Annotated in this window: 13 protein-coding genes; 7 read left to right on the top strand and 6 right to left on the bottom strand. The window is 52.9% G+C overall.

All coding sequences use genetic code 11. From position 1 onward, the window contains the following. Positions 1 to 705: 705 nt before the first annotated feature. The gene (locus tag GSQ86_RS16460; protein WP_254062444.1) at positions 706 to 2985 is read left to right on the top strand and encodes a trehalose-6-phosphate synthase; all 2280 of its coding nucleotides are present in this window, start codon (positions 706 to 708) and stop codon (positions 2983 to 2985) included. Position 2986: 1 nt separating this feature from the next. Further along, positions 2987 to 3769 (top strand): trehalose-phosphatase, encoded by a 783-nt coding sequence (gene otsB, locus GSQ86_RS16455; RefSeq protein WP_158751020.1) that lies wholly within the window; start codon positions 2987 to 2989, stop codon positions 3767 to 3769. Positions 3770 to 3879: 110 nt separating this feature from the next. Here the strand turns inward: otsB and GSQ86_RS16450 are convergent, their stop codons facing one another. The 3 genes from GSQ86_RS16450 to GSQ86_RS16440 are packed head-to-tail and all read right to left on the bottom strand — an operon-like array spanning position 3880 to position 8407. Then, positions 3880 to 6099 carry an alpha-amylase family protein gene (locus GSQ86_RS16450; RefSeq protein WP_254062443.1) on the bottom strand — a complete coding sequence of 740 codons (2220 nt, stop codon included), beginning with the start codon at positions 6097 to 6099 and terminating at the stop codon, positions 3880 to 3882. A gap of 28 nt (positions 6100 to 6127) precedes the next feature. Further along, positions 6128 to 6700: a PPC domain-containing DNA-binding protein gene (locus tag GSQ86_RS16445; RefSeq protein ID WP_254062442.1), complete on the bottom strand. Its 573-nt coding sequence runs from the start codon at positions 6698 to 6700 to the stop codon at positions 6128 to 6130. 51 nt (positions 6701 to 6751) lie between these two features. Next, positions 6752 to 8407 (bottom strand): alpha-L-fucosidase, encoded by a 1656-nt coding sequence (locus tag GSQ86_RS16440; protein ID WP_158751019.1) that lies wholly within the window; start codon positions 8405 to 8407, stop codon positions 6752 to 6754. A 230-nt stretch (positions 8408 to 8637) separates the two neighbouring features. On the opposite strand from GSQ86_RS16440, the gene GSQ86_RS16435 reads away from it, so the two are divergent. Then, a complete protein-coding gene (locus GSQ86_RS16435) occupies positions 8638 to 10827 on the top strand; it encodes a phosphocholine-specific phospholipase C (RefSeq protein WP_158751018.1) in 2190 nt (729 codons plus the stop codon). 3 nt (positions 10828 to 10830) lie between these two features. Here GSQ86_RS16435 and GSQ86_RS16430 read toward each other — a convergent pair whose 3' ends face one another. Beyond that, complete coding sequence (locus GSQ86_RS16430; protein ID WP_158751017.1) at positions 10831 to 12111, bottom strand: amino acid deaminase; 1281 nt, start codon at positions 12109 to 12111, stop codon at positions 10831 to 10833. Positions 12112 to 12192: 81 nt separating this feature from the next. Between GSQ86_RS16430 and GSQ86_RS16425 the strand changes: the two genes are divergently transcribed. The 3 genes from GSQ86_RS16425 to GSQ86_RS16415 are packed head-to-tail and all read left to right on the top strand — an operon-like array spanning position 12193 to position 15472. After that, on the top strand, positions 12193 to 13647 hold the full coding sequence (locus GSQ86_RS16425) for an amidohydrolase family protein (protein ID WP_158751016.1): 1455 nt from the start codon (positions 12193 to 12195) through the stop codon (positions 13645 to 13647). Positions 13648 to 13675: 28 nt separating this feature from the next. Continuing rightward, on the top strand, positions 13676 to 14068 hold the full coding sequence (locus tag GSQ86_RS16420) for a RidA family protein (RefSeq protein ID WP_158751015.1): 393 nt from the start codon (positions 13676 to 13678) through the stop codon (positions 14066 to 14068). A gap of 54 nt (positions 14069 to 14122) precedes the next feature. Further along, the gene (locus GSQ86_RS16415; protein WP_158751014.1) at positions 14123 to 15472 is read left to right on the top strand and encodes a gluconate:H+ symporter; all 1350 of its coding nucleotides are present in this window, start codon (positions 14123 to 14125) and stop codon (positions 15470 to 15472) included. A gap of 15 nt (positions 15473 to 15487) precedes the next feature. On the opposite strand, the gene GSQ86_RS16410 is transcribed toward GSQ86_RS16415, so the two are convergent. After that, positions 15488 to 17029, bottom strand: a complete 1542-nt coding sequence (locus tag GSQ86_RS16410; protein ID WP_158751013.1) for an acido-empty-quinoprotein group A — start codon at positions 17027 to 17029, stop codon at positions 15488 to 15490. A 562-nt stretch (positions 17030 to 17591) separates the two neighbouring features. On the opposite strand from GSQ86_RS16410, the gene GSQ86_RS16405 reads away from it, so the two are divergent. After that, complete coding sequence (locus tag GSQ86_RS16405) at positions 17592 to 18539, top strand: amidohydrolase (RefSeq protein ID WP_158751012.1); 948 nt, start codon at positions 17592 to 17594, stop codon at positions 18537 to 18539. A 51-nt stretch (positions 18540 to 18590) separates the two neighbouring features. Here GSQ86_RS16405 and GSQ86_RS16400 read toward each other — a convergent pair whose 3' ends face one another. After that, entirely contained in the window at positions 18591 to 22043 is a 3453-nt protein-coding gene (locus GSQ86_RS16400) for a TonB-dependent receptor (RefSeq protein WP_158751011.1), read from the bottom strand. Positions 22044 to 22151: the final 108 nt, after the last annotated feature.

The raw sequence follows: 22151 nt of genomic DNA, 5'->3' as shown, positions 1-22151 counted from the left end.
ATTTCCGCATGGTTGCGAATTCGCACGGGCATTTCATGTGCCAATTTGAATCTGAAGTACGGAGGACTCGACTCTATTCCGAGCGGCTGCGCACGTCAATCACTGTTCTGCTCTTTCTCCCTCGTGCAGCGCCCTCGAAAGCGGCAATACCGATAGCTCACTTGATGCAAAATCGCCGATGCCCTCATCGACAGCCCCTTGCATTCAAATCGGAGACTGGCCTCCCGCCGCACTTCCTGCGGGGCTATTTCGATGCATCGCCCTGCCCGAAGAACTTGATAGTTGAGTACTTTTTTTGGCTCCGGTCTCCCTGGTTGTTAAACTTACTTTATGAGCGATCTACGTACATTGGCACCGTTTGATGCGTGTGTGCATTTTCCTTCGTGGTGCAGGTGGATGAAGGGAGACAATGCCATGTATTTCTCAGGCTTCGCTCAGGCTTCGGGCGGCTCTTTACTGTGGGCCGGCTTCTAACCGCTACCGATTGGAACCATGACTTCGAGCTTGCTTGGCCGTAGGTCATGGAAATGCGGATAGTGATTTCTGAACCGATTCTGCTCTATGGAGGCAAATCCTATCCTCCCCTGCAAAGTATGAAGCGGCTACTCCTGAATAGTGTGAGCGAATAATGCAGCGTCTCCGCCCAATGGCTAATGAATCGTTCCCTACATTCAGCTGCATGAGATGTGAATCAGACGAGGGTGAATGCGAATTCTGAGTTTACGTTTGATTATTGCGATGATCATCGGGGTCACTACGGTTTCCCTGGTGTCATCCTGGTATCAGGTGCGAACCGAGAAGGATGCACTCCGCCTCGACCTCGAGCGGAAATCAGAGACATTTGGCGAGAGTCTGGCTGCCAATGCAGAATCCTATTTGCAAAATGGAGATACGGCCGGGCTCAAAGCCATGGTCGAGCGTTTCAACAATCGAGATCATCTGCTTGGTATCGGAATCTACGACAGCGAATTCTTTCCTCTCGCCGCCACTCGCGATCTCAGTACGTTCACCCCCGCGATACCGCAGGTACTGAAAGATGCAGTCTCGAACAATCGCCCCGCGACGACGTATATGCGGTCGCGTTTTAGGCGTTTATATGTGCTCGCCGCGCCGCTGCATGCCATAAACAACCACGTCGCCGGTGGGATGATCGTTGTCTATGACACTGGCTATATTCGTTCCCAGATATTCCATGTCTGGAGCCAGGCGTTTGTGCACATAGCCGGTCAAGTGCTGGTTATTGTCGCCATCACATTGTTGATCGTGCGCTGGAGCCTGGTGGGACCAATTGCACGCGCAGCACAGTGGATGAAAACGCTTCACACAGACCGGAACGTTGCTCCGCCGCCCGCAAAGGATCTGGACTTCCTCCAACCGCTGGCGCGAGAGGTGGCCCCTCTCGCAGAAAGCATGCGCCAGGCACGGGCCGCGGCAGAGATTGAAGCTCGACTCCGGAATACAAACGAGTCGCTCTGGACAGCACAACGACTGGCCGATCACGTCCGCACCAAGCTTCGTGGCAGCAATCTTTTCGTAGTCTCAAATCGTGAACCATATATTCACAATCGACAGGGTAACGAAATCACTGTGACCGTTCCTGCCAGTGGGCTGGTTACGGCGATAGAGCCGATTCTCTGCGCTTGCAATGGAACCTGGGTCGCACAAGGAAGCGGGAATGCAGACAGGGAGATGGTCGACAGCAAAGACTGCCTCCAGGTTCCTCCGGACAATCCGAAATACACGTTGCGTCGCGTCTGGCTCAGTGAAGAAGAAGAGGAAGGCTATTATTACGGCTTTGCAAACGAAGGTCTATGGCCGCTCTGCCATATGGCGCATACGCGCCCTGCGTTTCGTGCATCCGATTGGAAATACTACAACGAAGTCAATGCGCGATTTGCTGACGCGCTTGCGGAAGAAATAGCAGATGAAAAAGATCCTGTTGTTCTGATCCAGGATTATCACTTTGCCTTGCTACCGCGGATGATCAAGGAGCGCCTTCCTCATGTCCGCGTTGCAATCTTCTGGCATATTCCGTGGCCGAATCCGGAGGCGTTCAGTATCTGCCCATGGCAACAGGAATTATTGGACGGATTGCTGGGAGCAGACCTGATCGGCTTTCACGTACAAGCGCATTGCAACAATTTTCTTAGCACCGTAGATCGGGTACTCGAAGCCCGGGTAGATTGGGAGCATTTTTCCGTCAGACGCAAGAACCATTGGTCTTCCGTCCTCCCATTTCCAATCAGCGTGGATTTTTTGGAAGCCGAGAACATTGCTCCCGAAAAAGATACGGCGGCTGAGGAGCGGAGCGCCCTCATCGCGGAGCTCGGAATTGAAACGACCTTTTTGGGCGTTGGCGTCGATCGCATGGACTATACCAAGGGCATTCTCGAACGCTTTCTGGCGGTGGAGTCTTTTCTGGAAAGGCATCCCCGTTATCAGGGGAAATTTACCTTTATCCAAATCGGCGCACCAACCCGCAGCCGTATTCCGAGGTATGCCGATTTCCATAGGGAAGTGGAAAGTGAGGCGAATCGCATCAATGAACGGTTCAGACGGGGCAAGTGGAGACCCATCGTTCTTCTCAGCCGCCAGCACAGCCACGAAGAGGTGGAACGCTATTATCGCGTAGCGCATCTATGCATGGTCACTTCTCTGCACGATGGGATGAACCTGGTAGCAAAAGAATATGTTGCTGCGCGCCAGGACGAACGTGGAGTATTGATACTTAGCCTGTTCACTGGGGCGGCGCGTGACCTGCGCGACGCCCTCATCGTGAATCCATACGATACGGAGGCAACAGGCGAGGCGATCTCTCAGGCGCTGGAGATGGATGTGAACGAGGTGGCCGATCGCATGGAGCGAATGCGGAAATCCGTGAAGGAACACAACATTTACTGGTGGGCGGCTAGCTTAATCGGAGATTTGTGCGACCTGCGACTCAGCAGGGATGCAGTACCGAAGACAACCGCAAGCGAGACCTAGTGTGGACAATATTGATCGAAAGGCGGCAGTTGCCGATTTCTTTCAGCGGTTCGACCGCTCGATGACCGCGCGGCTATTGTTGGATTACGATGGCACCCTGGCGCCATTTCAGGCGGACCGCCATAAGGCTTATCCCTATCCGGGCATCATGCCGATCCTGGATCGGATAATTCGATCAGGTAGAACGAAGATCACTGTCGTATCCGGACGGCCGGTGAGTGAGATACAGAATTTACTCCGCGAGTTAACTGATTTTGAAATATGGGGTGCGCACGGCTTGGAGCATCTCTCAGCGGATGGAGTATATCGATGCACAGATATCGATCCAAATATTCTTGCAATCCTTCGAGAGGCAGAAGATTGGTTGTCCCAGAAAGAGTTGTTACCCATCACTGAAATCAAACCAGGGGGCATCGCCGTTCACTGGCGCGGATTATCCGCGTCAGAGGTTGAGGACGTTCAGAGTCGCATTCAAGGCGGATGGGATAAATTCAATGGAATACAAGGGGTCAAGCTTCTTGCGTTCGACGGTGGTATTGAGCTTCGGACTGCCTGTCCCGACAAAGGCGACGTGATCCGGGCAGTTCTAAAAACGACAGATGCAGCGACACCAATTGCTTTTTTGGGAGACGATTTCACTGACGAAGATGCGTTCCATGTCTTGAACGGACGCGGTCTTTCGGTGCTCGTGCGGCCTGAGTACCGCCCAACGAATGCCGAAGCGTGGCTCCAATCTCCGCAAGAGTTGATTAGTTTTTTGGAATCATGGGCAGATATTGCTTGAAAAGCAACGATGATTCGAACAGATTTCATGCCATTTGTAGAGGCTTGGGTTCTTCCAGCCATTTAAACAAAATCATTTGTCCGATCAGTCACAAGCGACTGGGCAATCGGTTAGATGGCGAAGTCTAAGGCAATCACTTCGTGTACACCAATTGAGGAAATATCGAGAAGGATAAGTCCTTGCTCCCGTCGATAAGAGATGTCTTTTCCGGACACCAACAGCTTTGCTCGTGTTACGTGTCGCTCTTCAGGGATTTGTATTCGCACGCGCTGGTTTGCAATTGGAATTACCTCACGAACTGGCCCCTTCATCATCATGGGATTTGTAAGGTTCACAATGTGGACCGTCATAGAATTTTTCTGTCCCCACACAGAGATGTCGACGATTCCTTGTCCTTCCACACTTATGGGCGCAGTCTCGTTCGTTGCCCAAAGTACAGCATTGCGCAGGAGTTTCGCATGGTCGACGTCGAGCACCTCCCAGAAAGTGCGATCGATATCTCCCGGAAAGTAGACTACGCGGCTTCGTTCGGATTCTCTGAGAAATACTCCGGGACTGCGCTCCTTCATCGGTCGTGGAAAGACGTCTTCCATAGGAAGATCAGGATAGGTCGGCACAATTTGTAGTGGAGAGAAAAAGCTATGGCCTATGGGCTTTACATTTACCTGATTGGTGGCGTTGATGAGCCTCGTCGCATCCTCGAAACCTGACAGTAGAGGATGAAACGTTTCTGACATTGGATCCTTTTCCAGAGCGAGATACGAGTTGAGCATGGGTCCTTGCGCGTCGCCGGCAAAGGAAGCTCCAAATATTGACGACAACCCAAAGTCCCGACGACGAACACCCCATTCGTCATAAAGAGACGTTTCATACGTGGCGATCACGCTTCCGCCGCGTTCTACGAATTCACGAATCTGCTGACATTGCGCAGTTGAGAGCGCCGCGATATTAGGGAAGATCAAGGTGCAGAACTGGTTTATGTGCTCAGGGTCAAGTAGTCGATCATGCACCATTTCGAAGGGTATACGCGCCTCAATCAGCGCTTGATAGAAGCCGAGAGCAGGATCTTCCACTAAAGCTTGCGCCCTTTTGCCACCGTAAAAAGTCGCTGTTTGCTGAGAGTAGACGAGCCCGACTCGCGCAAAAGATCTCTCGTTCCGAAGGTATGATTCGTTCGCGTAGTGCCACTTGTAGATTTCCTCTACTACGGGCAACCACCTGCGATCGATTGGCTTGGCATTGAATTTAGTAAACCAGGGACGAAGGCCCTGTGCGATTCCGTCCGCCACCCAGAGGCGGATCTCATCGCTTGACTGAACGGAATCTTTCCAGCGGTATTTATCCTCGATACCAACACTAAAAATTCCTCCTATGGCCTTTTGCCCCATCGTTGCGCGGTATTCTTTGCCATTTTTTCCGTTGGCCCATGGCGCCATCAGGCCGCTTCTTCCCTGGCGATCGGCGAAGAGGGTGGGGGCCAGTTCTCCAATTGTTTTCATATCGAGTGGACTAAGTGCGCCACCGCCGGCATTTGCGATGTAGCTGGCATGTGGATTGATTTCTTTGAGCTTCTGGTTCCATAGCCTCCATAGCTCAAATAGTCTCGCCTGATTCCACAGAATGTATTGGCGCCGCGCTGGATTTTGGGGATCGTCGGTGCGGGGAAGATCAAGCCCGGAAAACTCACGAAAGGATTTCACGCAATGCTCGCAATAGCACATGCCGGATCCCGACCAACGGTTCGTGAAAATGCCATCGACCATGTACTTCCGCATGATTTCCTGGTGCACCGACGTCATGAAGTCGAAGTTGTAGGGGCCTAAAGCGCATGTGATCCAGTACTGCGGATCAGATGGGTGCCGCCGCTTGTGGCCCTCTTCATCGACGGCAATCCAATCGGGATGCGCATCATAGACATCCTGATGACAAGCATGCGCGTCCGTTCTTGCGATCACGTTCATTCCGAGCTTGCGGCATCCGGCAACAATGTCGCCAAAGGTGTCCATCGTGCCTAGCCATTTACTTCGATAGTGAAGGGGAATTTCCGTCGGATAGAAAGCGACAACGCCTCCGGCACTTAGACAGGCTGCATCCACGTGAATTTTTTGGAAATAATCGAGCCAGAACGAAAGATCGTAGTTCCCCGGATCGTCTTCTACGAACGCTAGCTGGGCCCATCGCAGGGGACGCTGATACCACTCGGCTTTATCATCGCCAACAACTCCGTTTGATGTGCTTGCATAAGCCGGATCTTCCGAATCGAACCTTGCAGCACAAACAACGGAAAGACCGACTGCCTGCTTGATAAATGCTCTTCTGCTGTCGTCCACTCGTAGCTCCTTCAAAGGTCTCGAACGACTATTGCGTTGGATCGATCACCTTCATTCCCGAGGCATCATCCGGCTTCTTCTTCAGGATGGACGTGTTCGCGGTGATAAAGACTTCTAACGTTGGATTGACATTCAATTCAAAGACATGCCCGCCAACCGTTGTGCCATTCGGCTTACCAAGTACTGCATGCATATGGACGACAGGCTTCTCATTAAAGGTGGCAACGTCTCCGACCAGCGACAGCACTTCTACTTGCTCTGCAACCGGAATACGATGGTAGATTTTCTTCGACGGATCCAGCCACGCTAGCGTCGCGCCGTTTACAGCTCCGATCGCAGTAAAGTGTGCGTCCTCAATTTTGTGCTGGATTACAAAGTCTGTAAGTCCGCTCAGCACTTCATCGCCCTTGTAAAAAATCACAGCGTAGACTTTCTCTTCCGGCGTGTCTTTTATCTGCTTCACCCGCATACCTGGTGCCTTACCCGTTGGAACGGGCCGGGAAGGCGAGATGTAAAGATCATTCTGGGATTGGCCATAGGCGGGACCGATCGTTGCTACTATCGCGTATACAAGCATGCACAACGCGCGCTGGTATCTCATATAAAACATCTCCTGCTGAAATTTCTAAAAGAAATTACATGTGCAACCAGGCTAGTGTTTCATCGTGATCTCTGAACCATAGAGCGGCAACAACGGATGGCGGATTACGGCGCGAAACTCGTAAGCACCTTTTGGATCGAGGCCATCCACATTCGCTTTGAAATTGCCCGGCTTGGAGATAGTTTGTGTTGGCGTCGCCATCCATGCGGATGAGCGCGAATTGACATCTTCACCGAGAATTGGTCGATATTCGAAGCCGACTTCGAGCGAAGAGCGATCGCCCATATCGAGGACTGTGCCCTCAAGTATCTCCTGACCGGATGACTCCAGCGCCGATCCGATGGTTTGCACATGCGGGGGATTCAGCGCCGGTTCGACATTAGTAATCTTCAATACCGCAGGATTCGGCCAGCGAAAGTTGTCCTGCAGGCGTTGCGTCTGCATCACTCGCACGTGCAGACCATCTTCTCCTTGATGCCAGGTAGATTTAGGTTTGATTTCAGGATGATATTCGACCACCTCGTCGTTTTGCCCCAGGACACTTACCTGCGTCTTGTCTGTCGCGCGAACCGAATGGAGTGTAAATTCCTTCCAGGTTGCACGCGGCCACGGCGTATCGGATTCAACGATTGCGTACAGAGTGTTGGTGTCCTTCTTTTTCGTGAACCATATGTCACCTTCGTTTGTAATGACCCAGGGACGTACCGCATAGATTGCGTCCGAGTTCACAAACATCCAGAGCGCGATCTCACGCAAGCGCTCTTCCTCTTCGATGGGCAGTTCACCGTTAGGCTTCGGCCCTACGTTCAGCAGAAAATTGCCGCCCTTTGCGCGTGTCTGAATCAGCAGGCGGATTAACTCGCCTCCCGACTTGTAGTGCTCGTTTTGAGGCTGATATTGCCACGCTGTTCCCATGGTCATGCAAGTTTCCCAAGCACCCGGAAGAGGCATGCCCGGAACAGTTAGCTCGGGAGTCTTGATCGCCCCGCGAGTAACGACGATGTCTGGATTCAGTTTCCACGCGAGATCGCGCAGTCCAACCGCTTCACCATCCAAAAAGAGTGCGTCGATCTTGCCATAATGCGTCAGCAACTCTTGAAGTTGAGTCTGATCGTATTGCATGAGTCCGGGATTGTTGCGCGGCTGAACTTCTGGAACCGAACGCTCGATTGTCTTCCCGTGCGTATGCAGCCACCAGAAATCGTCCGATGAATAGTAAACGCCCGTCGCGATACCTTCCGAACGAAAGGCGTCAAAAACCTCCTTTGTAATATCACGATGAAACGGCGTATTCATGATGCCGAATGGGGTCGTCTTCGTATCGAACATGGCGAAACCGGAATGATGCTTGGTCGTAAACATCACATACCGGACACCAGCAAGGTGCGCGAGACGCGCCCAATCCAATGGTTTAAATCGGTCCGGGTCGAAAGATTTCGGAAGGTCGCTAAAGAAGCGCTCAGTATATTCAGGAGATGCGCCCACCAGGGAGTGACTGATGACTACACCAAGCTGGCTGTCAACGCTCCAATGTATGAAAAGCCCAAAGCCCTGATCCTGAAACCACTCCAATCGCTCCGGCTTGTTCAACGAATCCTGTTCTGGATCATCTACGGCAGCAAACGATGTTGAAATCAACAAACCGGAGATCAGAAACACGACTGGCAGAAACCCAACGCTGTAAAAGAACAACCGGATCTTGGACATAGAAAGTCGCTCCATAACTTTTCCGCTGTCGATAACCATAAATGAAACTATCGATTTACGAATAAAATCTACAATGATTTCTGTGCACTTTATCTTCTTGGTGCTCAGGCGATTCGACGCTGACCCGTTGAGTCACAAATCATCGCACGTGAGATTCAAATTTACGTAATTCAGGTTCGGTATACTCCAACCAGTCAAAATTAGATTCGTAGGCAAGGAGACTTACCGACATGCCCACAAGGCGTGACTTTTTACGTTTAGCGGCAACTGCCGCCAGTGCAGCCATCTTTCCCGCAAGCATCCGGAAAGCGCTGGCTATTCCGGCACATCGCGCGACGGGGACTATCCAGGACGTTGAGCATGTCGTGATCCTCATGCAGGAGAATCGCTCCTTCGATCACTACTTCGGAAGTCTTCGCGGCGTGCGCGGATTTAACGATCCGCGTCCGGCGATGTTGCCGAGCGGTAAGCCAGTCTGGCACCAGCCCACCGCTAAAGTTAAGACCAAGCATTATCAAAACCGGGGTCTTGCCGAGGACGCGACCCATGTCCTTCCGTTCTATCTCAATCCCAAGCGCACGACAGAATTTCAGGCCGGAACCGATCATGGATGGAGCAGCGGTCATCAGGCCTGGAATAACGGCCATCACGATCAATGGGTAACTCAGAAGCAGGACGTGCTCACCATGGGATATCTGAAGCGCGAAGATGTCTCCTTTCATTACGCGCTGGCTGATGCTTTCACCATCTGCGACGCATACCATTGCTCGGTCCACTCGAACACTGCGCCAAACCGCATTTACCTGTGGTCAGGCACAATGGATGCGTCCAACAGGCTCGGCAAAAAAGGCAATGGGCCTGGATTTAACGAACGCCATCACACAAACGGATACACATGGATGACCTACCCGGAACGCCTGGAAGCGAGCGGGGTGAGCTGGAAGCTTTATCAGGGTGGTACGGGTGAACCGGGTACTCCAACGGATAACTACACGGACAATTCACTCGAGTTCTTTGCCCAGTATCACGTCAAAGAAGGCGCGCCGGCGCATAGTTCTCTGGTTATCAAGGGCGTCACCGATCACACGCTTGCTGAATTTCACAATGATGTCGTCACCGGGCAGTTACCGCAGGTCTCGTGGATAGTTGCCCCTTACAAATATTGCGAACATCCTGACGCTTCGCCTCGTGACGGCGCGTACTACATCAACCTTATTCTTGAAGCTCTTACGGCCAATCCTGACGTATGGAGCAAAACAGTTTTCATTATCAACTATGACGAGAACGATGGACTGTTCGATCATGTGATTCCTCCCATGCCGGCATACAGACAGCAGCAGAATGCACAGGGACTGGTTTCACCGGATCTGGTGGACGCATTGCGAGACGAGTTCATTAATATGGATAAATATCCGCATGAGCGCCGCCCTCTTGTGCCCGGTTCTGATCCGGGCGGCATGCAACCTGTCGGTCTGGGGCCGCGCGTGCCGCTGCTCATCGTTTCTCCGTGGACGACCGGGGGCTGGGTTTGTTCACAGACCTTCGATCACACTTCTGTTTTGCAGTTCCTTGAGGCGCGCTTCAAAATCCCGGAGCCGAACGTGAATGCGTGGCGGCGTGCGATCTGCGGCGATCTTACCTCCGCCTTCGATTTCACCGGTGCGGCGACCTCCATGTCCACTCAAGTTTCATCGAAGTTCTCCGTTCCCGATGTTCTTGCGTCGCTGCATGAGCCTTACAGTGTTCCAGCGGTTCAATCCATGCCTCAACAGGAGCCGGGAACGCGTCCCGCGCGAGCGCTGCCCTATGCTTTCTACACCCATTGCCGTGTTGATTCCGAACAGAGCAAATTCTGGATCGACTTCCGTAACGACGGCAAGGCTGGGGCGGCATTTTATGCCCGCAATAATCTCATTCCCCACCAGCCTCCTCGCCGCTATTCGGTTTCCGCAGGGAGCGCTGTTTCAGATTATTGGTTGCTATCGGATACAGGTTCTGACCGTAAAGCCGACAAAGAGCCGCGTACAGATCCTGATTACGATGTTGTCATTTATGGACCTAATGGTTTCTACGGTCATCTTCGAGGATTGATCGCGTTGCCGGGATTGCCTGATCCTGAAGTCTCGACTCGTTATGATCATTCGAGCGGTGACATCTATCTGACATGCTCGAATCACGGCGATGTCGCGTGCACGCTTCGAGTAGTCAATCCGTATGCGGCAAGCGAAGCCCCGCACTTGATTTCGCTCGCGGCACACGCGACGGCTGAAGATCACTGGTCTCTGGGGTCTAGTTCTAATTGGTTCGATTTGATAATCACCACTTCAGAGTCGCCGATCTTTCGCCGCCAGTTTGCCGGACATGTCGAAACAGGAAGGCCCAGCATGAGTGATCCCGCAACTTTCACGGAAGAGGCTTGAGCTTCAGAAAAATGTCTGAACGAGGTCAACTACCTGATAACCCGCGTCGAGTATCGGCAGCACTCGCCATTTGTCGAAGGTCAGGCAGGGATGCGAGATGTCGAGACCGATCATGTCGCCGACGCGAAGATCGTCATTGGCGGCAATCTTCAGGTAGGCATGCTGGTCCATCATCCTGGTAAGTGCCCAGTGGGCAGGAGCATCCTTCGGAGCTGTCCCCCCCGGTCTGAAATGGAGCGCGGGAGCAGGAAGACCGGCGTCGAAGGCAGCATCGCGTTTGCCCATACCGATGATCGCCTTTTCCTCTTCAGGAATGGATTGCACATAGGCCCATACTTGAAGTGCGGGTAATAAACCGGAGCGCATACGGTGTGCGATGGGATTGCGATCGAGTATCTTTGTCTGCGCCTCGCGATAGGCCCCGATATCGTGCGTAAGATAACAACCTGGCCGAAGGACGATCTCAATATTGTCGCCGACTCTGGCAGCCGAAAAAACCTCGGCTACCACGTCGTACCATGCAGAGCCAGCGCCCGAAAGCAGAATAGGCGCACGCCGGAAGTATTGCTTGTCAGCAAGCTCCTGGGTTACGGCAACAGCGCGCTCGAGAAACGCGCGTATGGAGGCCTCATCATCGAGAACACCTTCATACATTTCGATGCCACTCAGAGCGAGAGAATGTTTCCAGCCGGACAGCGCCTCTAAAACAGAGTCCAGCTGCTTCTGGTCGCGAATACCGGTGCGCCCGCCGTTGACTCCCAGCTCGATCAATACATTCAGCTGTTGATTGCGCTGCGCATAAAAAGCGCCGAGCTGTTCCACCTGCGCCGCCGAATCGACGAGGCAATAATATTCAAATTCCGAATCCTGCAGCAGACGAGAGATGATCGCCATGTTCTCTTTGCCGACCAGTTGGTTGGCCATCAGAATACGGCGGACACCATGCTGATAGGCGATGAGTGTCTGATGCGCCGTCGCCAGCGTAATTCCCCACGCACCCTGCTCTAGCTGCATCTGGAAAAGCTTCGGAGCCATCGTGGTTTTGCCATGTGGCGCGAGCCTGACTCCGTATGCAGTGATGAACTGCTGCATCCAATCGAGATTGTGCAGCAACCGCTCCTGATAAAGAACAGCTGTCGGCAGACTGAGATCTTCGCGCAGCAGGTTCCAGTTCAGCGAGGTTACATTTTTGGGTTCGAGCGCATTTTCAAAAGAGCCGAGACCCTTATTCCATGGAGTGATTGTGTCGAGGCCAATGATTTGCTTGAGTCGATTGTCTTTCAATGGATGAGTCTCCGGGAGCAAGCACAAGAATTGAAATGCGAGACGCGCGATGGATACAGCTTATATTCTAAAAGAGCCAACATGTTGAGTTGCGACACGCTTATCCGAAACGCCACTGTTCTGGACGGCAGCGGTGCTGATGGCCAACGCATGGACGTTGCACTTCGCGGCGGCCGTATCTGCGAAATTGGACCACACCTTGCGTATGATGCGTCGGAATCGATGGACGCAGACGGACTGATACTGGCGCCCGGATTCGTCGACGTCCACACGCACGACGACACAAGCGTGATTCGCACTCCAGCTATGCTGCCGAAGCTTTCGCAGGGCGTGACGACGGTGATTGTCGGCAACTGCGGCATCAGCGCCGCGCCAGTGCAGTTGCGCGGAGAGCCGCCGGATCCGATGAATCTGCTCGGCAACGCGGATGTCTTTTGCTATCCCACTTTTGCCGCATATGTCGCGGCCATTCAAGCCGCCAGTCCAGCAGTAAATGTAGGTGCGCTTGTCGGGCATACGGCTTTGCGCAATAACCACATGGATCGGCTCGACCGCTTCGCTACAGAAGTGGAAATCGATGCGATGCGCGAGCAACTGAAGGAAGCGCTGGACAACGGAGCGTTAGGTCTTAGCTCCGGACTCGCTTACCTCTCGGCCTACTCCGCCTCTACTGAAGAAGTGTTGAGCCTGGCAACGCCACTTGCAGCCGCAGGCGCTGTATATACAACGCACATGCGCTCTGAAACCGAAACAATTCTCGATGCGATGCAGGAAGCATTCGAGATTGGGCGATTAAGCCATGTGCCTGTCATCATTTCTCACTTGAAGTGCGCCGGAATAAACAACTGGGGACGAAGTGAGGAAGTTCTGCGCACCCTGGAAACGGCGCGAACCGAACAATATGCAGGCTGCGATTGCTATCCCTACGCGGCTGGTTCGAGCACGCTTGATCTGCGGCAGGTAGACGAGCGCGTCAAGATCACCATCACCTGGAGCATGCCACATCCTGAGATTGCCGGGCACACACTTGCCCAAATTGCGGCGCTTTGGGGCGTTAAGCAACTGGAGGCGGCGCGGCAATTGCAACCTGCTGGCGCTATCTATCACAGCATCTCTGAAGAAGATATGCGCAGGATTCTGCGACATCCAGCGACCATGATTGGCTCAGATGGCCTACCCAACGATCCTCTTCCGCATCCACGCCTATGGGGCACCTTTCCGCGTGTGCTGGGCCGCTACAGCCGGGACGAGAAATTGTTTTCGCTGCCGGAGGCAGTTCATAAGATGACAGGCATGCCGGCTCAACGCTTCGGGCTCGCTGAGCGAGGAATGATACGTAAAGGTTATTTTGCTGACCTCGCGCTCTTCGATGCGGAGAGAATCATCGACACAGCTACATTTTCTGATCCCATGCAACCCGCCGAAGGCATTGCAGGCGTGTGGGTCAATGGCATTCTTTCTTATACCGCTCACGGAGCGACAGAAAAACGTGGCGGACGGTTTCTCTCTCGAGGGAAAACAAAGTGGATTCAGTAACCCCAAAAAGTAAGGTGAGGAGCAGCGGATGAGCATTAAGCGGTATGGCGTAGAAGGCGGCAAAGGTACAGGCGGGCAGCATCTTCCATTTGCGCGAGCAGTAGAAGCCAATGGCTGGCTCTATGTTTCGGGTCAGATTCCCATGATCAACGGCGAAGTAGTCGCAGGCAACATCGTCGCTCAATCTCATCAGGCAATTCGCAATCTTCTGGCGATTCTTAAAGAGGCCGGATATGGGCCGGAGCATGTAGTGCGTTGCGGTGTGTGGCTTGATGATCCGCGTGACTTCTCCTCATTCAACACTGTTTTCAAAGAATATTTCGGTGAACATCCGCCTGCCCGCGCCTGCGTAGTATCAAGCATGGTTGTAGATTGCAAAGTTGAGATTGACTGCGTCGCCTACAAGTCTGCGAATGAGTAATTTTTAATCTGAGCACAACGAAGAAGTGACTGGAGCAGCGCTACTAGTGCGTCTATGATCGATCATCACAACATTTTTCTGCTTGTCGCGGCTTCAGTTTCCGTTGTCGGACTGATTTTGCTGATCACCATCTTCAAGCTGAATCCTTTCATCAGCCTGTTTCTTGCTGCGCTGTCGCTCGCTGTTGTTACCGGAATGCCCTTCAGCACCATCGTGCACTCGTTTGAAACCGGAGTCGGTGGAACGCTGGGACATATAGCGATCGTGGTGGCGCTGGGAACCATGCTCGGCAAAATGATGGCCGAATCAGGCGGTGCAGATCAAATTGCGTATACTCTCATCCGGATTTTCGGAGAGAAGAACATTCATTGGGCCATGGTTGTGATCGGGCTGTTAGTTGGCCTGCCCGCTTTCTTTGAAGTTGGCTTCGTACTGCTGATTCCAATCGCGTTTACGGTAGCCCGGCGAACCAGGACTTCGTTGATCCTGGTGGGACTGCCCATGGTAGCCGGGCTTTCCGTTGTTCATGGATTGGTGCCTCCGCATCCAGCGGCCCTGATGGCAGCAACGATCTATAAAGCAGATGTGGGTCGCACCATCTTTTACGCGTTGCTGATCGGCCTTCCTACGGCGATCATCGCTGGTCCCTTTTATGCGAAGCTCATCGCTCCGCATGTCACCCTGGCTGCAGATAACCCGATGGCCGCGGAATTCGCAGACCCGGATCCGAACCGCAAGCTGCCGACCTTCTCGCTTACGCTGCTTACGATCCTCTTGCCGGTTCTCCTGATGCTTATCGGAAGCTGGGCAGACGCGATATCTAGGCCGGGCAACATGATGAATGAGAGCCTGCACTTTATAGGCAACGACGATATGGCATTGCTGATCGGCGTACTCTTCAGCTTCTTCACACTTGGCAAATTAAGCGGCTTTACCCGTGACACAATTCTGCGGTTCAGCAATGAATGCCTGGCTCCCACGGCAAGCATCACGCTTCTGGTGGGCGCGGGCGGAGGGTTTGGACGCATTCTGCAGGATAGCGGCGTCTCCAAGGCGATTATCGTCGTCGCGCTGCACAGCCACATCCCGCTGCTCCTGCTGGCGTGGCTGCTTGCTGCACTAATGCGACTGGCAACAGGATCTGCGACGGTGGCCATGACGACCGCCGCTGGCATCATCGCTCCTATCGCGCTGCACAGCACCGGAGTTCATCCTGAGCTGCTGGCAATTGCAACTGGCGCTGGCTCTTTAATTTTTTCGCACGTCAACGATGGCGGCTTCTGGCTCGTCAAAGAATACTTCAACATGAGCGTCGCTCAAACCATCAAAACATGGTCCGTTTGCGAGACGATTATCTCGGTTGTCGCTCTGCTTCTTACAGTCGCTTTGTCTCTGGTAATTTGAGCGCTGGAGACTGTCCTAAGGCAGTCTCCAGGCGAACAAGACGCCGCCTCCGCTGGTCAGGACATACTGTTTTCCGTCGAGTTCATAAGAGATCGGAGAACTGGCTATATTGCCTCCCGATCCCGCATGCCATAGCGTTTTGCCGTTATTTGTATCCAGCGCCAGAAAGTTTCCATGAGCGTCACCTGTAAAGGTCAGTCCGGAATCCGTCGTTAAAACTCCCGAACCTGCTCCTCCCGGACCTACCTCATGGCTCCAACGAATTTTTCCGGTTTGATAGTCAATAGCTTCGATGACTCCCTTACCCCACACGCCGTAATCGGCACCTGCCCATCCATAAGTGCCATCAGCCGGTTTGGCGAAATAGATACTCCAGCTCGGATGAGCATCGACAATAAACAGGCCAGTATTCGGATCAAAACTGGGCGATCGAAAATTCGTAAGGCCACCCTCGTCAGGCGCGATAAGTCGGCCATCAGGCGCTGGTTCTTTTGCGGGATCGGGAATGGGGCGGCCTTCCTTATCCACACTCGATGCCCAGTTCACCGGCCCGAAGGGCGCAGTTAACAAGCTCTTCCCATTGGTGCGATCGAGCACAAAGAAATACCCGTTCCGAGAGGCCTGCATCAGCATCTTTCGGTGCTGGCCGTGAAAAACTCCATCCACAAGCACTGGAATTTCGACTGCATCCCAATCGTGGGTATCGTGCGGCGATGGCTGAAAAGCCCATACGAGCTTTCCAGTATCAGGATCGAGAGCAACGATGCTGCAGGTGTAGAGATTGTCTCCTGGACGCACGGTTCCATTAAGGACAGGCGTTGGATTCCCTGTTCCCCAGTAAATGAGGTGAAGATCAGGATCGTAGGTCCCGGCCATCCACGTGGTGCCGCCGGTCGCAGTATGCGGAGTGCCGGCAGGAGGAGTGACATCCCATTGCCATTGCGTTTTACCTGTCTCCGGATCAACCGATCGGATAAAGGTTTGCAGGTTATCGAGGTCGCCGCCCACCCCAATAATCACGTGATTGCCGACAACGAGGGGGGCCATGGTCGCCCAGTATCCCTTCTCTACGTCAGCGATCTCCACGATCCAACGCACGCTTCCATCTTTCGCATTCAGCGAAATCAGGTGCGCATCCGGCGACGTAAAGAACACCCAGTCCTTGTATATGGCAACGCCGCGCTGTCCGATGTGGTCACCGTTGTTCGGCGGATAGGTATAGTGCCATAGCATATGGCCAGAACGGGCATCGACTGCCCAGACGTTATCCGGCACGGTAAAATACAACACCCCATCGACCAATATGGGCGAAGACTTGATCGTCGCTGTCTGATTCGTCTGGAATGCCCATCCAAGTGTCAGTCCATCTACGTTTTGCGGAGTGATCTGTGCCAACTTGCTATGGCGACGACCAGAATAGTCACCATGATAGCTTGGCCAGCTATCAGCAGGCGGCTTGAGCAGCATCGTTGCATCGACATTCTGTGCAACCAGAGAAGAACCGCCGCAAACGAACACGCCCGTCAGAACAGCAAACGCTACTTTTAAAAACTTCATATGGACTCGTGAACCCTGTGATTGAAGTATTGAGATATGCACCCTTTATGACCACATCCCCAAAATTCTGTGGCGCAGAAAAGCTGGATTTCTAGTCTCGCCCATTTTCCCACAATGAGCGCGTATCATGAATCCGGGACGTAGCTTTTCACCCGAAAAGCGGTTGATCGAAGGTGATCTGGAAGCCGCAGACCTATAGCCGGCGTGGCTTTCAGCGCTCTCCGGCTAGATAATCGTCACCTCATACAGGCGGTCAGAAATGAAACGGATGGCTGCTGCTTCGGGAAAAGCCGGCACAAAGAAATACATCATTGAAATGACCTGAAGCCGAGCCGGCATCATCGATTACGATCGCGGCGATGGCCCGATATTTCCTGGCCAACGGCAAAGCTACGGATGGGAGAATCTTTTCGGAGCCTCAGCCAAAAAAGCCATCTCTACCGCAATAACCATAATGGCACATTCGCCAATGTGACCCGCAGGGTCGGCTTGAATATTATTGGCTGGTGCCTATTTTCAAAACCATATATCGGCAGGTGATCGATTGAAGCGAAGAGATGTCTTGAAATCAGCCGCAGCTACTCTGCTGACGGCCCTTACAAAACAAGTGCAGGCGGACACAACGAAGAACATCCCGATCCTCGACGCACATATACATCTTTTCGATCCGACACGGCCGCAGGGAGTGCCCTGGCCGCCAGCGACAGATACGGTTCTGTATAAACCATCGCTGCCCGGTCGCTACAAAAATGTCACTCGAGGTCTAGGCATCTGCGGAGCCATTGCCATCGAATGTAGTCCATGGGAAAGTGATAACGATTGGCTTCTTCAAATCGCTGAGAGCGACCCGATCATCGTCGGTATCATCGGTGATCTGGTTCCGGGCAGCGTGTCGTTTGGAAAGAATATCGATCGCCTCAGCGCAAATCCGCTCTTTAAAGGAATTCGCTATGGCAATCTTTGGAATCGGAATTTGTCGGAGGACATGAACAAGCCGGGATTTCTCGAAGATCTGAAGCTGTTGAGCGAAACTCATCTTGTCTTTGAAAGTGCGAATCCAGACATGGAACTGATTTCCGCTCTCTTCCGAATTAAAGACAAAATTCCGGCAGCTAAGATCGTTATCGATCATCTGCCCAATGCGCAAATACCCGCCGATGCCTCATCTCAAAAGACGTTCGCGGCTCATCTTGAAACCCTCCGAAGTGCGCCGAATGTCTTCGCTAAGCTCTCGGAAATTCCGAAGCAGTTAAATGGGCAGACCTCGCTCAATCTGGCTCTCTACAAAGAGAAGCTGGATATGCTGTGGGATACATTCGGCGAGGATCGCCTGCTATTCGGCAGCGATTGGCCTAACGGCGACCATTTAGCGACTTATGCAGACACGCTGGGCCTCGTTCAGAAGTTTATGAACACAAAAACCATGACTGCTCAGGAGAAATTCTTTTGGCGTAATTCAATTGCCGCATACGGATGGCAGCCACGACTCAGTAGCCAGCCACACGCCTGATCGCAACACTTCCCGCACTACGACAAAAACTGATTTCTGCTCGCTGCTTGCTTAGAAAGTAATTCGCGCTGTCAGCTCAATGTTGCGGGGGCCGGCTCCCTCCGCAGATTGAAGCGCGGTGATTACTCCAAATGCCCCGGGACCGTCGTCCACGTTCATATCGGGAATATCGTAGTTCCGATGGTTGAGGAGGTTCGATGCCTCCGCGCCAAAATATAAAGCCGTTCCTTCGCGAATCGTGGTCTTCTTGATCAGCGAAAGCGAAACCGCTTCAGTTCCAGGGCCGGCGAAGTTGCCGACGCCAGCATTGCCGAATCCGCCGCTATTATTAGGCGGATCTGTGAAAGCATCCGAATTCAGATAGACCGGATCGCCTCCGCCTGTCGACATATGGCGCACATAAGCAGCAGTGTTCGGTACAACGTCGGCTCGAGTGGCGCCCACGTTCGAAAGCATGTTCGTGCCTGCCGGATCGGTCGATGTTTGATAAGGAGTCAGGAAGGCTCCACTCTGTAGAACGACTACGCCTCCAAGCTGGCACCCGCCGGCCAACTCGTTCAACAATCCACTGTTATAGAAAAACTGCTTGCCTTTACCGAAAGGCAGCTCATAGAGAAACGTTGTAAGAAAGCGATGGCGTCGATCGAAAGACGCATTGCCATAGTCGCGTCCGATATGAAAACGATCAGAAGAAATGCTGCCGCCTTCGGTGGTAACTCCGGAGGGCGCGTATCCACCTGCATCCGACAAATCACGCGTCCAAACGTAACTCGCCTGAAATTGCAGTCCATTCACGAAGCGTTTGGTTGCAGCCACACTCATGCTGTTGTAATTGCTCTCGGCGCCATTCACAACGCTCTGGATATAGCCCCAGCTTTGAAAGGGGGCGTACTGCGGAAACGCTGAGTTCCAGCCGATCGTGTTGGCAGGCACCTGATTCACATCGACGAAGGTTTCGAGATTTCCACCGTGGCTTCCGATATAGGAGAGGCGCATGCCGATGCCGGCACCGAGGTCCTGCTCCAGAGTGAGATTCCACTGCTGCACGGAGGGATCGATATAGTGAACTGGAAAAGCATATTGAAACGATGCCCCTCCGGACGTAATTGTGGAAGAAAAAGGGGCCGGGAACGAAATCGTTGGATTCCCATTCGCATCAACGCTTTGATAGGAGTAGTTGACGAAGCTCGAATGCACGGCCCATCCGGAGACTAGCGAGAAGCCGAGCGGCTGTTCGATAAAGCGTCCCCAACCACCGCGCAGCACCATCTTGTCATCGCCATGTGGCCGCCAGGCAAAACCGATGCGTGGTCCAAAATCTTTTTTGTAGGTGTAGCGAAGCGTCTCGGGAATGCCTGCCTGCTTGGCAGTGAGGATGGGAGAGGGCGAAATCGATTCAGCAAAATACGAAGAGGTATAACCTAAGGCCTGCTCATTGGGTACGGCCACGGCTCCCGCTACTCCGTCCTGGTTGTAGTCGGGCAGGAAAGCAGCGGTGTTGTATTTCGTGTCCTTGAGGGGCGGATGCAGTTCGTAGCGCAGACCAATGTTCAATGTCAGCCGCGGCGTGATCTTCCAATCATCCTGGGCAAAAAATCCGTAGCCGTAGCCGAGACCATTCATGGCAGGGTGATTCACCTGCTCCGCAAGAACTGTGTAGTCAGGATAGCCGAGCAAAAATCCGGTGAATGGGTCGCCGATGCTTACGGGATTTCCGCCTGCATCCGTAAAGGCGGTTTGTGAGTTGTCGAACACGTACCAGCCCGACTGAAGATTGCCGAAGACGTTGTCATCGTGATCGGTCATCCGGCGGATATCGGCCCCGAATTTGAATGTGTGCCCTCCCTTGTTCCAGGTCACGTTGTCAATAAGCTGCACGATATTACTGTGCTGTACCGAGGGATTGCCACCCCCGGTCCACATAAAACCGGTGATGATTGCGTTGGGAACCTGCGGTACGGGATCGGGCTGTTGAATCCCCTCAATGCCAGATTGGTCGAGGTACCCGGCGGACGTGCCCTGCTGCATCACGGTAGCAAAGTGCGTTCCATTAAAACCTGCGCGCAATTCGTTTACGAGCGAAGAAGTGATGGCGTAGTTGTACGAGAAGGTCACGCCTTGATCGGTTTCCGGCTGCGCAAATGCGCCGGTAATTGGCGATCCTGCGTTGACACAAAAACCCGTGCAGTTAGGATCTGGCGGTGTCACCACATACCGCGTCTTGTAGGTTCCTCGCGCAAACATGGATTGCTTGGGAGTCAGCACATAGTCCAACCGAAGATCGGCCTGATCGCTGGAGATAGGCGCTGGATAATTCACGCGATAGTTTTTCTGGTAAGACGACGGATCGCCGATATTCTCATGCGGAATAAAGTACTTCATCATATTCGCGGAAACCTGCGAGATAGGAACATTTGCCGGGTCGATGGGACTGCCATCGGGATAATAGATAGGTGTTCCACTTAGATAATCCACAAGGTTGCCGTTGCGCATGTCCTCTGATGGAACGCTGGTGATAAGCGGTACTTCGCGGGGCAGACGAAGCCCCTCATAACTCATGAAGAAAAAGAACTTATTCTGCCCGCTATACAACTTTGGAATGCTGACCGGACCACCAAGAAATCCTCCAAAGTCATTCATGATGAGCTTAGGTGTCGAGTGCGTGAAGGGATCGCCAGCCGTGAGAACGGTATTCTCAAAGTTTTCGAAAACCCCGCCGTGAAATTCATTCGTCCCGCTTTTCGACGTCGTAGTCACATCAGCAACGCCGCTGAACTCGGCGCTATTGTTGCTTCCGCTGATACGAATTTCAGAAATGGAGTTGAATGAAGGAAAAAGCTCGTTGATGGGACCGCTGTTTTCAACTGATACGCTGCTGATTCCATCGATGGTGTAAGACATGAGGGCCGGCGTTGTCCCATCCACCATTATGTTGGAGTTGTCATCGATCTGAACGCCCGGCTCGGTTGTCAGCGTGGTAATCGGGCTCGTAGAGCCGGTCGATCTTGAATAGACAGCCACGGGCAACTCCGTCAGCTCCCGCCCCGTCTTCGTTTCAGAAAGATTCGATACCTCGGTTGTAATTACGCCTGCCGACGCGCCCTGCACGGTGATGGTGTCGGAAGCTTTTCCAATTTTTAATGCAGCATCGACGCGCTTGGTCTCTCGCGATTGCAGATCGAGATTAAAGAATTCAACCTTTTCAAATCCCGAAGCGACAATGTGAACCTCATATTTGCCCGGATTTAGATTTGTGAAACTGTAATCTCCGCTTTGGTTCGTCGTGGTATCGCGTGAGATTGCAGTTTCGGTGTTGGTTAGATTGACCGAGGCTCCGCTTACCACCGCGTTTGATGAATCTCTTATGGTGCCGACAATCGAGCCAAAAGTAGATTGTGAATGTATCGGCAGTGATCCCATGCTGGCTGCAAGCGTTAAATAAAGAATCGGGCGATAATCCCGGGCCACAACATTACGCGTAAACGATAGAAGGAGCTTCACCATGATGCACCTCAAGAGACACGTAGAGTACTGGCCCCAAGCTGCTCAGCTGGACCGCCGTTTCGTAAAAATATGACGAGCGAGGCCGCGAACCTCTGCGGCTTTACTTCA

Source organism: Acidobacterium sp. S8 (assembly GCF_009765985.1).
GTDB lineage: Bacteria > Acidobacteriota > Terriglobia > Terriglobales > Acidobacteriaceae > Alloacidobacterium.
This window is presented reverse-complemented; position numbering and strand designations above follow the sequence as displayed.

Bases quoted from the DNA above. Each gene is read 5' to 3' on its own strand.
- GSQ86_RS16420 (WP_158751015.1), top strand. From the start codon at position 13,676: ATGAGCATTAAGCGGTATGGCGTAGAAGGCGGCAAAGGTACAGGCGGG.
- GSQ86_RS16410 (WP_158751013.1), bottom strand. From the start codon at position 17,029: ATGAAGTTTTTAAAAGTAGCGTTTGCTGTTCTGACGGGCGTGTTCGTT.
- GSQ86_RS16435 (WP_158751018.1), top strand. From the start codon at position 8,638: ATGCCCACAAGGCGTGACTTTTTACGTTTAGCGGCAACTGCCGCCAGT.
- GSQ86_RS16440 (WP_158751019.1), bottom strand. From the start codon at position 8,407: ATGTCCAAGATCCGGTTGTTCTTTTACAGCGTTGGGTTTCTGCCAGTC.
- GSQ86_RS16460 (WP_254062444.1), top strand. From the start codon at position 706: ATGCGAATTCTGAGTTTACGTTTGATTATTGCGATGATCATCGGGGTC.
- GSQ86_RS16445 (WP_254062442.1), bottom strand. From the start codon at position 6,700: ATGAGATACCAGCGCGCGTTGTGCATGCTTGTATACGCGATAGTAGCA.
- GSQ86_RS16400 (WP_158751011.1), bottom strand. From the start codon at position 22,043: ATGGTGAAGCTCCTTCTATCGTTTACGCGTAATGTTGTGGCCCGGGAT.
- GSQ86_RS16415 (WP_158751014.1), top strand. From the start codon at position 14,123: ATGATCGATCATCACAACATTTTTCTGCTTGTCGCGGCTTCAGTTTCC.
- GSQ86_RS16425 (WP_158751016.1), top strand. From the start codon at position 12,193: ATGTTGAGTTGCGACACGCTTATCCGAAACGCCACTGTTCTGGACGGC.